This window comes from Mesorhizobium sp. L103C105A0 (genome assembly GCF_000502215.1).
Classification (GTDB): Bacteria; Pseudomonadota; Alphaproteobacteria; order Rhizobiales; family Rhizobiaceae; genus Mesorhizobium.
Map to the genome: position 1 here is coordinate 248,544 of NZ_AYXF01000010.1, position 13,560 is coordinate 262,103.

15 protein-coding genes are annotated in these 13,560 nt (G+C 61.4%); 7 read left to right on the plus strand and 8 right to left on the minus strand.

Annotated elements, in window-relative coordinates:
* Positions 1 to 28: 28 nt before the first annotated feature.
* From hpaD to X727_RS141365, 3 genes are read right to left on the minus strand one after another with little or no spacing between them, the layout of a single operon-like run.
* A complete protein-coding gene (gene hpaD / locus X727_RS141375) occupies positions 29 to 1,009 on the minus strand; it encodes a 3,4-dihydroxyphenylacetate 2,3-dioxygenase (protein WP_023686936.1) in 981 nt (326 codons plus the stop codon).
* Between the two features lie 14 nt (positions 1,010 to 1,023).
* Complete coding sequence (hpaE, locus tag X727_RS141370) at positions 1,024 to 2,541, minus strand: 5-carboxymethyl-2-hydroxymuconate semialdehyde dehydrogenase (protein ID WP_023745659.1); 1,518 nt, start codon at positions 2,539 to 2,541, stop codon at positions 1,024 to 1,026.
* Between the two features lie 11 nt (positions 2,542 to 2,552).
* Complete coding sequence (locus tag X727_RS141365) at positions 2,553 to 2,939, minus strand: 5-carboxymethyl-2-hydroxymuconate Delta-isomerase (protein WP_023686935.1); 387 nt, start codon at positions 2,937 to 2,939, stop codon at positions 2,553 to 2,555.
* A gap of 201 nt (positions 2,940 to 3,140) precedes the next feature.
* Between X727_RS141365 and hpaR the strand changes: the two genes are divergently transcribed.
* Complete coding sequence (hpaR, locus tag X727_RS141360; RefSeq protein ID WP_023704722.1) at positions 3,141 to 3,536, plus strand: homoprotocatechuate degradation operon regulator HpaR; 396 nt, start codon at positions 3,141 to 3,143, stop codon at positions 3,534 to 3,536.
* A 10-nt stretch (positions 3,537 to 3,546) separates the two neighbouring features.
* Here hpaR and X727_RS141355 read toward each other — a convergent pair whose 3' ends face one another.
* Together X727_RS141355 and X727_RS141350 are read right to left on the minus strand one after the other, a co-directional pair.
* A complete protein-coding gene (locus X727_RS141355; protein ID WP_023692271.1) occupies positions 3,547 to 4,056 on the minus strand; it encodes a flavin reductase in 510 nt (169 codons plus the stop codon).
* Positions 4,057 to 4,062: 6 nt separating this feature from the next.
* Entirely contained in the window at positions 4,063 to 5,607 is a 1,545-nt protein-coding gene (locus tag X727_RS141350; protein ID WP_023834915.1) for a 4-hydroxyphenylacetate 3-hydroxylase N-terminal domain-containing protein, read from the minus strand.
* 92 nt (positions 5,608 to 5,699) lie between these two features.
* Here X727_RS141350 and X727_RS141345 point away from each other — a divergent pair, with 92 nt between their 5' ends.
* From X727_RS141345 to X727_RS1000000166960, 3 genes are all read left to right on the plus strand, one after another.
* The gene (locus X727_RS141345) at positions 5,700 to 6,569 is read left to right on the plus strand and encodes a helix-turn-helix domain-containing protein (RefSeq protein WP_023834916.1); all 870 of its coding nucleotides are present in this window, start codon (positions 5,700 to 5,702) and stop codon (positions 6,567 to 6,569) included.
* A gap of 266 nt (positions 6,570 to 6,835) precedes the next feature.
* Entirely contained in the window at positions 6,836 to 7,582 is a 747-nt protein-coding gene (locus X727_RS141340; protein ID WP_023748001.1) for an IclR family transcriptional regulator, read from the plus strand.
* 22 nt (positions 7,583 to 7,604) lie between these two features.
* The gene (locus X727_RS1000000166960) at positions 7,605 to 7,835 is read left to right on the plus strand and encodes a helix-turn-helix domain-containing protein (protein ID WP_081726195.1); all 231 of its coding nucleotides are present in this window, start codon (positions 7,605 to 7,607) and stop codon (positions 7,833 to 7,835) included.
* Positions 7,836 to 7,919: 84 nt separating this feature from the next.
* On the opposite strand, the gene X727_RS141330 is transcribed toward X727_RS1000000166960, so the two are convergent.
* On the minus strand, positions 7,920 to 8,645 hold the full coding sequence (locus X727_RS141330) for an SDR family oxidoreductase (RefSeq protein WP_023682721.1): 726 nt from the start codon (positions 8,643 to 8,645) through the stop codon (positions 7,920 to 7,922).
* 147 nt (positions 8,646 to 8,792) lie between these two features.
* Here X727_RS141330 and X727_RS141325 point away from each other — a divergent pair, with 147 nt between their 5' ends.
* Positions 8,793 to 9,689: an AraC family transcriptional regulator gene (locus X727_RS141325; protein ID WP_023686927.1), complete on the plus strand. Its 897-nt coding sequence runs from the start codon at positions 8,793 to 8,795 to the stop codon at positions 9,687 to 9,689.
* A gap of 70 nt (positions 9,690 to 9,759) precedes the next feature.
* Here the strand turns inward: X727_RS141325 and X727_RS141320 are convergent, their stop codons facing one another.
* Positions 9,760 to 10,779: an NAD-dependent epimerase gene (locus tag X727_RS141320; RefSeq protein WP_023834918.1), complete on the minus strand. Its 1,020-nt coding sequence runs from the start codon at positions 10,777 to 10,779 to the stop codon at positions 9,760 to 9,762.
* A gap of 31 nt (positions 10,780 to 10,810) precedes the next feature.
* Complete coding sequence (locus X727_RS141315) at positions 10,811 to 12,091, minus strand: nucleotide sugar dehydrogenase (RefSeq protein ID WP_023692280.1); 1,281 nt, start codon at positions 12,089 to 12,091, stop codon at positions 10,811 to 10,813.
* Positions 12,092 to 12,159: 68 nt separating this feature from the next.
* On the opposite strand from X727_RS141315, the gene X727_RS1000000168620 reads away from it, so the two are divergent.
* On the plus strand, positions 12,160 to 12,378 hold the full coding sequence (locus X727_RS1000000168620; protein ID WP_023692281.1) for a hypothetical protein: 219 nt from the start codon (positions 12,160 to 12,162) through the stop codon (positions 12,376 to 12,378).
* A gap of 178 nt (positions 12,379 to 12,556) precedes the next feature.
* Positions 12,557 to 13,534, plus strand: a complete 978-nt coding sequence (locus tag X727_RS141305) for a UDP-glucuronic acid decarboxylase family protein (protein WP_023818597.1) — start codon at positions 12,557 to 12,559, stop codon at positions 13,532 to 13,534.
* Positions 13,535 to 13,560 lie beyond the last annotated feature (26 nt).

Sequence of the window (13,560 nt, forward strand, 5' to 3'; positions counted from 1 at the left end):
CCGGTCTCCGTCAGGTTCGCGTCTGTGGTCACGGTGCGATGATCGGCGACGCCGTCAAATCCGGTTGGCGTGCGGCCGCGCCGGCAAAGGTGCTGCCCTCCTCGAACCAGCTTTTCGGCGCCGGCGCGCCCCACAGCGTCTGGCGCTGCGGGTCCTTGAGGTCCCACTTGATCGGCTCGAGATCCGGATCGACCGTCTGGTAGTCCGAGCAGTAGATCTCGATGCGGTGATTGTCCGGGTCTCTGACATAGAGGAAGAAGGCGTTGGAAATGCCATGCCGGCCGGGGCCGCGCTCGATATTTGCGAGGTAACCCGTCGTCGCCATCAGATCGAGCAGGTCGATGATGTTGAGCGGTGTCGGCACCCAGAAGGCGACGTGATGCAGGCGCGGACCCACACCGTTGGTGAAGGCGATGTCGTGGACGCCGCCCTTGCGGTGCGTCCAGGCCGCCCACAGCTTTCCGCTACTGGCATCCTCGGTGTATTCGGTGACGCGGAAGCCAAGCTCGTTGTAGAAGGCGACGGACTCGTCGACATTGGGCGAGAAGCAGTTGAAGTGGTCGATGCGCAGCGGCTTCACGCCCTTGTAGAGCGCATATTTCTGATGAATCGGCGGCAGCCTTTCCATTTGGGCAAAGAACTCGAGCGGAATGCCGTGCGGGTCGCGGGTGCGGAAGGTGCGCGACTGGTACTGTCGCTCGACCCACTCGACCGGCAGGCCTTTTGCCTTGAAGAAATGCTCGGCCTTGTCGAGATCCTCATCCGAAAAAACCTTGAAGCCGAGATCGCGGGCTTCGGCGCTGCCGGCCTTCTTCAGCACGATGCAGTGGTGTCCGCGCTCTTCCAACGCCCTTAGATAGATGGCTTCCGATGTCTCGTCGGTAACCTGCAGGCCAAGCGTGTCGACATAGAAGGCGCGGGATTTCGCAAGGTCGGTGACCGCCAGTTCGACATGGCTGAGGCGCACGATGTTGAAGGCGGGATAGAGGTTTGGTTTGGGCAGTGGCATGCGATGTCCTCCGGTCAGCCGCCGAGTTTCTGGATCGTGTGCGCTGAAGTGGCGAAGGCGATGTTCTTCGTCTCCATGTAGAAATCGAAGGAATGGTCGCCGCCGTCGCGGCCGATGCCGGAATTCTTGACGCCGCCGAACGGCGTCGGCAAATGCCGCACATTCTCCGAATTGACCCAGATCATGCCGGCGTCCAGCGCATCGGTGAAGCGGAAGGCGCGGGTGACATCCGACGTCCAGAGATAGCCGGTCAGGCCGTATTGGGTGTCGTTGGCCAGCGCCAGCGCTTCGGCCTCGTCCTTGAAGGAAATGGCGGTCAGCACCGGCCCGAAAATCTCTTCCTGGGCAATGCGCATCCTGTTGGTGGCGCCGGTAAACAGCGTCGGGCTGACATAGCAGCCACCGCCCGGACCGGCGAACTTGTCGCCGCCGGCGGCTACCACCGCGCCTTCCGATTTGCCGATCTCGATATAGGAAAGCACCTTTTCCTCGTGCACCGGATGGATCAGCGGACCAACAACCGTTTTGGGATCGAGCGGATGGCCAACCTTGATGCGCTTTGCCTTCTCCGCAACCAGATCCGTGAATGTGTCGTAGACCGAGGCTTCGACCAGAAGCCGCGACGATGAGGTGCAGCGTTCGCCGTTGAGCGAGTAGATCATGAACACGGCCGCATCCGCCGCACGTTCGAGATCGGCGTCGGCGAAGACGATCACCGGGTTCTTCCCGCCCAGTTCGAAATGCACGCGCTTCAGCGTATCGGCGCCTTGTTTCATGATCATCGAGCCGGTGCGGCTCTCACCGACAAAACCGATCGCCTTGATGTCAGGGTGCTCGGTCAGCGCCTTGCCGGCGTGCTCGCCGAGGCCGTTGACCAGGTTCCACACGCCTTTCGGCAGGCCGGCCTCCTCCGCGATCTCGACCAGCAGGCGAGCGGTCAGCGGCGAAAATTCGGCCGGCTTGTGGACGACGGTGCAGCCTGCCGCCAGCGCCGGCGCGATCTTCCATGTCGACAGCATGAACGGCGTGTTCCACGGCGTGATGATGCCGACCGGGCCGATCGGCACGCGCGTGGTGATGTTGACCTGGCCTGTCGTGCGCAGCGTCTCGCCGTCGCGCGCTTCCGGCGCGCGGTCGGCGAAGAAGCGGAAATTCTCGGCGCCGCGCAGCGCGGCCTTGGCCATGAATTTCAGCGCCTGGCCGGTGTCCATGCACTCGACGAAGGCGATCTCCTCGGCGCGCGCTTCGATCGCATCGGCTATCTTGTGCAGCAGCTTCTTGCGCCCGTCGCCCGGCATGGCGGCCCAGGCCGGGAACGCCGCCTTTGCCGCCTTGGCGGCGCGGTCGATATCGGCGGCACTGCCACGCGCGACCTTGGCCAGCGGCTTGAGATCGACCGGCGACATGCTCTCGAAGGTCGAGCCATCCACCGCCGGCACCGCTTCGCCGCCGATCTGGTTCAGCACGCCGTCGCGCTTGAAACGGGCCAGATAGGCCTCGGCCTTTTTCAGATTGCCTTCGAGGTCGGACATATCAGCTTCCGTCACTTGCCGCGCAGTCGCGGATGGATTGCGTTTTTCTTCCAGCTCAGTACCGGGTCGATCTCCCTGATCTCCAGGGAAAGAGCGAAATGCGGGGTCTCGAACAGGGGCCCAAGGTATTCGCTCACCGCGGCGAAGACCGCCTCCCCGGTTCGTTTCTTGTCCTGGGCGCTGCGCCCGGTTCCAATGCGAAACGACATGTCGAGGAAAGCGTTTTCCGGCAGGCTGTCGGCGATGGCATAGGCTTCCGCACGGAAGGCCCGCACCCGCACCGCGCCGGTTTCAAACAGCCCGGTGCCGAGCACGGTGCGCAACACCAGCGCGCACAATTCGCTCATGTCGACCTTGGCATCGAGGTTGGCCGAATACTCGATGGAAAAGTGAGGCACCGCGTCTCGTTCCCCGGATTGTTCCACTGTTGTAGTTAACGCGTTAATTACATGCAGCATCACTGAAGTCAAGCCTTGCATCCAAGTTGAGGCGACGATACGGGATGGAAAGGTCAGGTTTTGGCGTGCGGTCCCGCCGACCGCCCGCATCATTGGGGACGCTGCTTCTTGCTGCCTGAAAACACCCGTCGTTCTCTGCCGATGGCGCTGCTCCATGCCCGCGAAGTGGTGATGGCGCGGTTTCGCCCTATGCTGGCGGCGCATGACGTGACCGAACAGCAATGGCGTGTGCTGCGCGTTCTGAGCGAGGCCGGCCCTGTCGAGGCGACGGAACTTGCCGATCGCGCTTCGGTGCTGCCGCCCAGCCTGACACGCATCATCAAGACGCTCGAGGGCCGAAAATTCATCACCCGCAACAAGGCGGAAGGCGATGGCCGCCGTGTCGTTCTGACGATCGCCCCGGCGGGCTCCGCCCTTATCGATGCCTTGTCGCCGGAACGCCTCGTCATCTACCGCGACATCGAACAGCGCTTCGGACATGAGAGGCTCGAGCAATTGCTCGATCTGCTGGAGAGCCTGATCGCCGGCGAGAGCTGATCGCTGCGGCTCAGCCGCCAAAGCTGCCAAGCCGCGTCGGCTGCGTGTAATTGCGGTCGACATAGAGCAAGGCCGAGCCGCCGCTGCCGTGCCTGACATCGATAACGCGGCCGATCATGACATTATGCGTGCCGACGATGTGCACATCCTCGATCTCGCAATCGAAATTGACGATCGCATCGGACAGCGCCGGCGTGCCTGACGCCAGCGTTTGCCAGCGCGCCGCCGAATAGCGTGCCTCCATGTCCCTGGTCGCGCCGGCGAACTTGCCGGCTAGGTGCATATGGTCATGCGTCAGCACGTTGACGCAGAAGCGCCGGTTGGCGAGGAACATGGCGGCCTGCGTCGAGCGGCCGTTCATGCACACCAGCAGTGTCGGCGGTTCGTCCGACACACTGCACATGGCGGTGGCGGTGAAGCCGCCGCGCCCGGCCGGACCATCTGTCGTGACGATGTTGACCGGCGCGCAGACCCTTGCCATGGCGTCGCGGAAATCGGCCTTCGAAATCTGCGTGGCCATCTGACATCACCCGGCCGTAGAAGCGAGCGGATTGAGCCAGGTATCTCCCGTCCAGCCGTTCTCGTCATAGTCGGCCATGCAGGTGTCGACCAGTTCTTCCATGGCCTTCAGGCGGCCGCCGCGTTCGGCGCCCTTCAGCACCTGCAGCCGCACCTCTTCCGGCGCACCGGCATAGTTGAGTTCGTAGAGTGCGTGGCGGCCGCCGAACTCGGTGCCGGTCGCGTCCCACAACAGTTTCATGATCTTGATGCGCTCGACATGGCCCATGTCGTTGGAACCGCGCACATATTGCGCGAGGTATTTGTCGATCTCGGGATTGTTGAAGTCGCGCACCGATGACGGCAGGTAGATCAAGCCGGAGGCGATCACCCGGCGCACCGTGTCGATGACGCGCGGATAGGCTTCCGACATGAAAGTCCGGTAGGCAAGGGCTGCTTCCAGGTTGGGCAGGACAGCGCCATTCGCCCACGGGATCGGATTGTAGGCCATGGCGTTGGAAAAGCTCCAGAACATGTGCCTGAGCGCGATGACCTCGCCCAGCGCCGCCTGGTTGCCTCGGAAGGCATCGCCGCCGGTGGCGCGCAGCGCCTTGGCTAGCAGGCCGGCGAGGAAGTCGAGCTTGACGGCAAAGCGTGTGCAGCCCTGGAAGCAATAGCCATGCATGAAGCCCGAAGCTGGATGGAAGGACAGGATTTTCTGCGCGTCGCGCAGCACCAGTACGTCCTCCCAGGGGATGAAGACATTGTCGAGCACCAGGATGGCATCGTTCTCGTCGAAGCGCGACGACAACGGATAGTCGAACGGAGCCGCCGCCGTGTTGGCCGTCTGCTCATAGGAGACGCGGCAGAACATCTTTACCCCCGGCGCATTCATCGGCACGATGAACATGACCGACAGCGACGGATCTTCGGTGACCGTCGCCGAACTCTGCGCCAGGAAATTGTAGTGGGTCAGCGCCGAGGACGTCGCCACCACCTTGGCGCCGGAGACATAGATGCCGGCGTCGGTCTCCTTGGTGATGTGGACGAAGACATCCTTCACCTGTTCGGCCGGCTTGTGCCGGTCGATCGGCGGGTTGACGATGGCGTGGTTCATGAACAGCACGGCTTCCTGCGCACGCTTGTGCCAGGCGAGCGCATTGTCCTTGAACGGGCCGTACCAGTCGGCATTGGCGCCGAGCGTGTTCATCAGTGCCGCCTTGTAATCGGGCGTGCGGCCCATCCAGCCATAGGACATGCGTGACCACTCGGCGATCGCGGTCTGCTGGGCCGCGAGTTCGCCGGAGGATTTGGCGACGCGGAAATATTTGTGGGTGTAGCCGCCCGAACCGGTATCAGTCGGCGAGGTCAGCGTGCCCTGCCGCTTGGGATCGTGCAGCGCATCATAGAGGCGCGCCAGCGACCGCGCCGAATTGCGCATCGCCGGATGGGTGGTGACATCGGCAATGCGCTCGCCGTTGATGTAGACCTCGCGGCCGTCGCTCAGGCTCTCCAGATACTCGGCCCCGGTGAACGGGCGCCCATTGTCGGCACGAAAGTCTTCCGATCGCATGATGTTCCTCCACTTATGGCATCAACTCTAGCGCTCCTGGCAAGGATCGGTTAGGACGTAACGGCAAAACCGATTGGACTTTTTCCGGCGCTATGAGCCTCAATTCCATTCCTGATTTCTTTGTCTATGGCGAGCCGGTGCGGCCGCTCGATGTCGGCTTCCTGCATGTCGAGACGGTGCTTGCGCGCAGCAATATTCATCTCGGCCAGGTTGCCGCGCACAAGCATCCGCAAATGGGCCAGATCACCTACTGGACCAGCGGCTCCGGCACCTACCGCATCGAAGACCAATCCTGGGACTTTTCGGCACCGGCCGTCAGCTTCGTGCCGAGCACCATCGTGCATGGCTTCTCGATCGGGCCCGGCACCGACGCCATCGTCGTTTCGGTCGCCGATGATGCGCTTGCGGCAATAGCCGCTCACAGCCTGCTGCCATTGGACCGGCCGGTCTTTGCCGATAGCCTTCCTCAGCACGTCGCGTGGAAAAGGCTTGCGGCGGTGCTGGAGATGATCGCCACCGAATATGCCGAGGCGCAGGCCGGGAGTGACAAGACCCTGCCGGCGCTGATTGCCGTCGCGCTCTCGCACATCGCGCGTCTTGGTCCCGAGGTAATGGATCCCACTGGCTCTTCCGATGCTGCATTGGCGCGCGGCTTGCGCCGCCTGGTCGATGCGCATTTCCGCGACAACTGGCCCGTCGACCGCTACGTCGGGGCGCTGGCCACGACACCGCATCTTCTCGACAAGGCCGCCCATACGGTGCTTGGCAGCGGCGTCAAGCGACTCATGGGGGAGCGACGGTTGCTGGAGGCCAAGCGCTTGCTGCTGTTCACCGTGCGCACCGTCGAGGACATCGCCTACGAAATCGGCTTCGAAGATCCGGCCTATTTCTCACGCTTCTTCCGGGAGCGGGTTGGCCAGGCGCCCGCCGCCTGGCGCCGCGCGCAGCTGGGGCAGAGTTGAAGCTTCCGCGCCGGCCAGGATCAGGCGTTTGGGCCGACACGCCGGCCAGGCACGGCGCCGCCGAGTTGATCCACCTTGATAGGTGTTGCCGCGCAGCATTACCCCGCGCACGGCGCGGCGCATCGAGATTGATGTCGCCGCGAAACTTGCTGGTGTTTTTTGTCGCTTCCAAACGGTTCGTTATTTGAACCACCGTTTGATGTGCTATGAGCGGACTGCAAGGTGGATTGGCTTTCGTCCCATGCGAAGTATCTTGAGGATGCACGATGAGCACAGTCGGCAAAGCGATATCGCTGCTGGAGCAGTTCACGCTCGGCGAACCGGAGATCGGCCTGTCCGAGCTCGCCCGCAAAACCGGCCTCGACAAGGCGACGGCGCGGCGCCTGCTGATGGCGCTGGCCGACCACCGCCTGATCGAACAAGAGCCGGCAAGCCGCCGCTACCGGCTCGGCGCCGGCCTGTCGCGGCTGGCCCGCTTTCGCGACGCGCATTTTCCCTTCGTGCGCGTGGCAGCACCTGTGGTTCGCGAGCTGGCGCTGGAAACAGGCGAAACGGTGCATCTGTCGGAATTCAGCGCCGGCGCACTGCTGACCGTCCACGTCGAACTCTCGGCAAAGGCCAACCGGGTCAATGTCGATGTCGGCCAGGTGCTGCCCTTGCACGGCACCGCCTCCGGCATCGCCTTTCTCGCCGCTTCGCCTCAGGAAGCGGCCGAGGCCTATGTCGACAAGCCGTTGCCGACCTTCACGCCACACACGGTGACGCAGCCCGACAGGCTGATGAAGGCGATCCGGCTTGCCGCCAAGCGCGGCTATTCCTCGAGCTCCCAAGGCTATGAAGAAGGCGTCCACAGCATAGCCGCGGCAATCCTCGGCTCCGATGGCCGTCCTTTAGGCACTCTGGCGGTGGCCTCGCCTGTGTCACGCGCCGATGACAGCATGGCGGCCAGCCAGGGCGAAGCGGTGATCAAGGCGGCGCGGCTGATTTCAGCGCGCCTGGCCGGCGAAGCCTGACATCTCTACCGTCGCAGGGGAGATGATTAGCGGGTTAAGTTCCCAGCGGCGCACCGGCCTTGCCGCGAGACCGAAACGCTTCGTCTGGGACAGGCGGCTGGAGCGCAGCAAGGAAGAATTGTTGTCGCCCGCCCGAGTGTCGCCCACGATCTCGGAAATCGCCTTTGCTTGCGGGTTCAATTCGAGTGCGCATTTTTCGCGCGCGTTCGAGAGCCGGTACGATGTGGCCCGCGGGAGTTGCGCCAGAGGCTGAGGGCGGGTGCATTAAGGGGTGGGCCGTTTGCCGGATCTCGGAGAGCGCCCTAGCTCGCCGAAAGCCGGCATCCGGCAGCAAGTTCTACATATTGGCAGCGGTTGGCCGCACGATCACTTCGTTGACGTCGACGCCATCGGGTTGATCAAGCGCAAAACGGATCGCCCGTGCAATGGCGTCCGGTGTGAGCGACTTCTGCCGCCATTCTTTCAGAGCCGTGGCGACCTGAGGATCGCTGATATCGTCGCCCAGTTCGGTTGCGGTCACTCCGGGGGAGATGATCGTGGCGCGGATGTCGTCATGCTCCTGCCGCAGCCCCTCGGTGATTGCCCAGACGGCATATTTCGTGCCGCAATAGACCGCCGCGGTGGGCAGCACGATATGCGCACCGACCGAGGCGACATTGACGATATGCCCATTCTTCTGGGCGACGAAGCGCGGCAGCACCGCGGCGATCCCGTTCAGCACGCCGCCGATGTTGACATTGATCATGCGAGACCACTCATCGCGCTTCAGCGCGGCAAGCGGCGACAGCGGCATGACGCCGGCATTGTTGACCAGCACATCGATCTGCCCGAATTCGGCATGGGCGGCATCGGCAAAGGCGTCGAAATTCGCCGCGTCAGTCACGTCGAGTTCGCGCCACGCGACGCCTTTGCCTATTTCTGCGGCCAGCGCCTTGAGCCGCTCGGTGCGGCGGGCCCCGATGAACAGTCTGGCGCCGGCACCGGCAAGTTCCCGAACCGTCGCTTCGCCGATGCCGCTGGAGGCGCCGGTGATGAGTACAACCTTGTCTTTAAGTCCCGTCATGATCGTTCCTTTTTCGCTGCGGTGACGGGGAGATAGATGGCGCGAACCGGCAAAGGCCGGTAGCGTGATCGTCCAGAGAGTTTGCACGATCCTCCAAATGAACTCGAAATGCCTTGCAACATTTCGCGCCATGAAGATTTATGCGGCATGGAGAAAATCAATGAACTCGCCGAGCTGATCACCCGCTTTGCGCCGAAATCTGGCATGGCCGGCACTGCGGTGCCGCGGCTGTCGCTCATTCGCGCCAACCAGCCCAGTGCACCCGTGCCTGCGGTCTACGAGGCGTCGCTTTGCATAATCGCCCAAGGATCGAAGCGCGTCTCGCTGGCCGACCAGAGCGTGGTCTATGACGCATCGAGCTACCTGCTCGTCTCGGTCGACCTGCCGCTGGTCGGGCATGTGTTGGAGGCGAGCCCGGCGGCGCCCTACCTCTGTTGCAAGATAGATTTTGATTCCACCGCGCTGGCCGAACTGCTTGTGAAAGAAGGACGTGCATCCCCCAGCAGGGATCTGCCGGTGTTAGCTGCCTATCCAAGTGACCCCGACCTGATTGATGCCGCCTGTCGGCTTGTCAGGCTGCTCGATCGCCCCGAGAGCATCACCGTGCTGGCGCCGCTGATCGAACGCGAAATCCTTTACCGGCTCCTCACCGGACCGCACGGTGACACGCTTCGCCAGATGGCGTCGGTGGACAGCCACCTGAACCAGGTCAGCCGCGCCATCGCCACGATCCGCAATCATTTCCAGGCTCAACTGCGCATCGAAGAGATTGCGGCGGCATCAGGCATGAGCGCGTCGTCCCTTCATGCCCATTTCAAGGCGATTACGCGCATGACCCCGCTCGAATACCAGAAGCAGCTGCGCCTGCAGGAGGCGCGAAGGATTATGCTTGCCGGCGGCGCAAACGCAGGCACGGCCGGGTTCGCGGTGGGCTATGACAGCCCTTCGCAGTTCAGCCGAGAATATCGTCGCCTGTTCGGTGCGCCGCCCCGGAAAGATATTGACCGCCTTCAGGCGACACCCAGTTCGGCTGCGGCTTATTGAGTTTTCCGAGCGGCATGCGCCAGCCATGGCTGGTCAGGAGCCAGCCGCCTCCAGGTGGCGAAGCGTCCGATCATGCTCGGTAGAACTCCCGGTACCATTCGACAAAGCGCGGAACCCCTATTTCGATCGGGATTTTGGGCTTGAAGCCGGTCGCCTCCTCGAGCGAGCTGACATTGGCGAAAGTTGCTGGAACGTCGCCTGGCTGAAGTGGCCTGAGGTTGCGGTTTGCCTTGCGTCCCAGCGCGTCTTCGAGCACCTCGATCAATCGGTTCAGTTGAACGGGCGAATTGCCGCCGATGTTGTGAATCCTGAACGGGGCGTTGCTGGTCGCTGGGTCTGGCGCGACACTTTTCCACTCAGGATTGGGTGTCGCGGGTTGCTGCATGACGCGGATAATACCTTCGACAATGTCGTCGATATAGGTGAAATCCCGCTGCATGTTGCCATAGTTGAAGACCTCGATCGGCTCGCCGGCGAGGATAGCCTTGGCGAAGATGAACAGCGCCATGTCCGGCCGCCCCCACGGACCATAGACGGTGAAAAAACGCAGCCCGGTGGTCGGCAGTCGAAACAGATGGCTGTATGTGTGCGCCATCAGCTCGTTCGCCTTCTTGCTTGCGGCGTAAAGGCTGAGCGGATGGTCCGCCGGATCGTGCACGGAAAACGGCATGCGGGTGCTGCCGCCATAAATCGAACTCGACGATGCATAGACCAGATGGCCGACGGAGGCCTGCCGGCATCCTTCCAGGATGTTGACAAAGCCGCTGAGGTTGCTTTCCACATAGGCGTGCGGATTGCTGATCGAATAGCGTACGCCGGCTTGCGCCGCGAGATTGACGACAACCTCCGGCGCGGCCGAGAGGAAGAGCTCCGAAATACGGTCCCGCTCCGTGAGATCGGCATGCTCGAAACAAAAATTCGAAAACGCTTTCAGCCGCTCGAGACGAGCCTGCTTCAGGCTGACGTCATAATACTCGTTCATGGAGTCGAGGCCGATAACCTGGCGTCCTTCGGCAAGCAGCCTCAGGCAAAGATGAAACCCTATGAACCCGGCTGCGCCGGTGATCAGTATCGGCCTGCTTGATGTCACTGCATATCCTAGCGTTAATTTCAGGCGAGCTTTACAAGCTCCAGTATTTTATGTTGTCGGGAACTTCATTGGGCTTGATGGCCGACTTGACATCGAACAGTGTCCCCCCCGGCCTGATCATTTGAAAAAGACGCGCTCTTTCGTTGGTGAGATATTGCCTGTGAGGCACCGCCAGAACAAGCGCCTGCAAATCGTTTATCTCATCGAGCGGCAGGATTGTTTCGCCGTGATCACGCCGAGCGGTTTCGACATCGGCAAGGGGATCATGGACTTTGGGGACAATTCCGAACTGCCTTAGTTCCTTGACCATGTCGAAAACGCGGCTGTTGCGCAAATCCGGCACGTCCTCCTTGAATGTCAGCCCGAGAATGCCGACAGAAGCCCCTTTGACGGGCGTGTCAGAACCAATCAGCCGTTTGACAACCTGCTGGGCAACGAAGGCCCCCATGCCGTCATTGATGCGACGTCCGGCGAGGATGATCTGCGGATGGTAACCTTCGGCCTCGGCCTTGGCGGTCAGATAATATGGATCGACGCTGATGCAGTGGCCGCCGACGAACCCCGGTTTGAAGGGAAGGAAGTTCCATTTCGTCGACGCAGCATCAAGAACATCCTGCGTCCGGATATCGAGCCGCTCGAAGATCATTGCCAGTTCGTTCATCAGCGCGATGTTCAGATCGCGCTGGGTGTTCTCGATAACCTTCGCTGCCTCGGCCACCTTGATCGACGGGGCGCGGTAGACGCCGGCATCGATGATACGGCCATAAACGTTCGCGACGCGCTCCAGCGTCTCGTTATTCTCGCCGGAGACGACTTTGACGATCTTTTGCAGCGAGTGTTCCCGATCGCCGGGGTTGGCGCGTTCGGGCGAATAGCCGAGGGCAAAGTCGCGGGGATGTCGCAGGCCGGAAACCTGCTCGATGATCGGCCCACAGAAATCTTCGGTCACACCTGGATAGACTGTCGACTCAAAAACGACGACGGCGCCTTTGCTCACCGCCTCGCCGACGAGTTCGGACGCCAGTTTCAAAGAAGCTAGATCGGGAGCGCGATTTGCGTCGATAGGGGTTGGCACGGCGACGATGAAGAAAGTAGCGCCTTTCAACATCTCCCGGTCGGTGGTCAGCCCTATCGAGGTCTCCTTGAGCGCCGTTGCGTCAACTTCCCCCGTACGATCGACGCCGCCATGCAATTCCCCGATCCGACGCTCGCTGATGTCAAAAGCTATGGTGCCGGGGAAAACCTTCCCAAAGGCAATGGCTACCGGCAGGCCGACATAACCCAGGCCGATAACTGCAATGCGTTCGGACATCCGTGGGGTTCCTCGAGCCACCTGTTGAGCCGACGTGCTTGTATGGCAGGCTGTTGGCCAATTCAACGATGCTCTATCGCGAAGAGGAATGTCTCACGCAAATAGGCGTCACCGTTTTTTTCATGTTGCCATCCGCCGATGTCATCGAAGTTGTGGATAAAATCCAGCAGGATCGGGTTTCGAGCCACTCTCTGCTGCGGATTGGGGTGAACCGTCAGGTTCTGCCGGCCATCTACGCAGCGGCGGCCCTGACGACAGGGCTGATATTCTCTGCTGCCAATCCATAGGCCACTATCGGCCTCAATCGTGCCTTCTGATCAAACCAAATGCCCGGATCGGAATTCGCATCGGCACCGAGCGGATCTGCGAAATTCAGTTTGGTCCTTGTGCATTGGCTGCGGACACGTCGTATCCTGCGTGTGGCGACCGATATCTGGTCGATCAGCATTTGCCTGGGAGCAGAAATTGGCAAGACTCTATGACAGCCGCAGACGCATTCTCGTTACCGGGGGCGCAGGGTTTATCGGCTCGCATCTTATTGACCGCCTGTTGGAACGAGGCGACGAAATCTTGTGTGTCGACAACCTTTTCACCGGATCAAAGCGCAATATCGACCATTTGGCCAAGCATCCCCGCTTCGAATTCATGCGCCATGACGTGACCTTTCCGCTCTACGTCGAAGTCGATGAGATTTACAACCTGGCGTGTCCGGCCTCGCCTGTTCACTACCAGTACGACCCGGTTCAGACGATCAAGACCGCCGTGCACGGCGCCATCAATGTTCTTGGACTGGCAAAGCGGCTGAAATGCAAAGTCTTTCAGGCCTCCACCAGTGAGGTCTATGGTGACGCGTCTGTGCATCCGCAGCCCGAGAGTTACTGGGGCAATGTAAACCCGATCGGGCCGCGCTCATGCTACGATGAAGGCAAACGCTGCGCCGAAACGCTGTTCTTCGACTATCACCGACAACATGGCTTGTGGGTCAAGGTCGCGCGGATTTTCAATACGTTCGGGCCGCGCATGCACCCGGCAGACGGCAGGGTTGTCTCAAATTTCATCGTGCAGGCGCTTCGTGGTGAACCGATAACCATTTTCGGCGACGGCTCACAGACAAGGTCGTTTTGCTACGTCGACGACCTGGTGAGCGGCATGCTGCGCCTCATGGATACGGGGCCGGAGGTGACCGGTCCAGTAAACATCGGCAATCCAAGGGAAGTAACGATCAGGCGCTTGGCCGAACTGACGACGCAGATGACCGGATCAGGTTCGGATATAATTTACGGCGATCTTCCGCAAGACGATCCGCGGCACCGCCAGCCCGATATCACCCTTGCCAAAAGGCTTGTCGGCTGGGAGCCGACGGTGACTTTGGAAGCCGGGCTGCAACAGACGATCGACTATTTCAAAGCCCTGCTGCCGAAGGTTTCCACAAACTCGCCTTGACCCGGCACCGCAGTGCAACCGTCAAG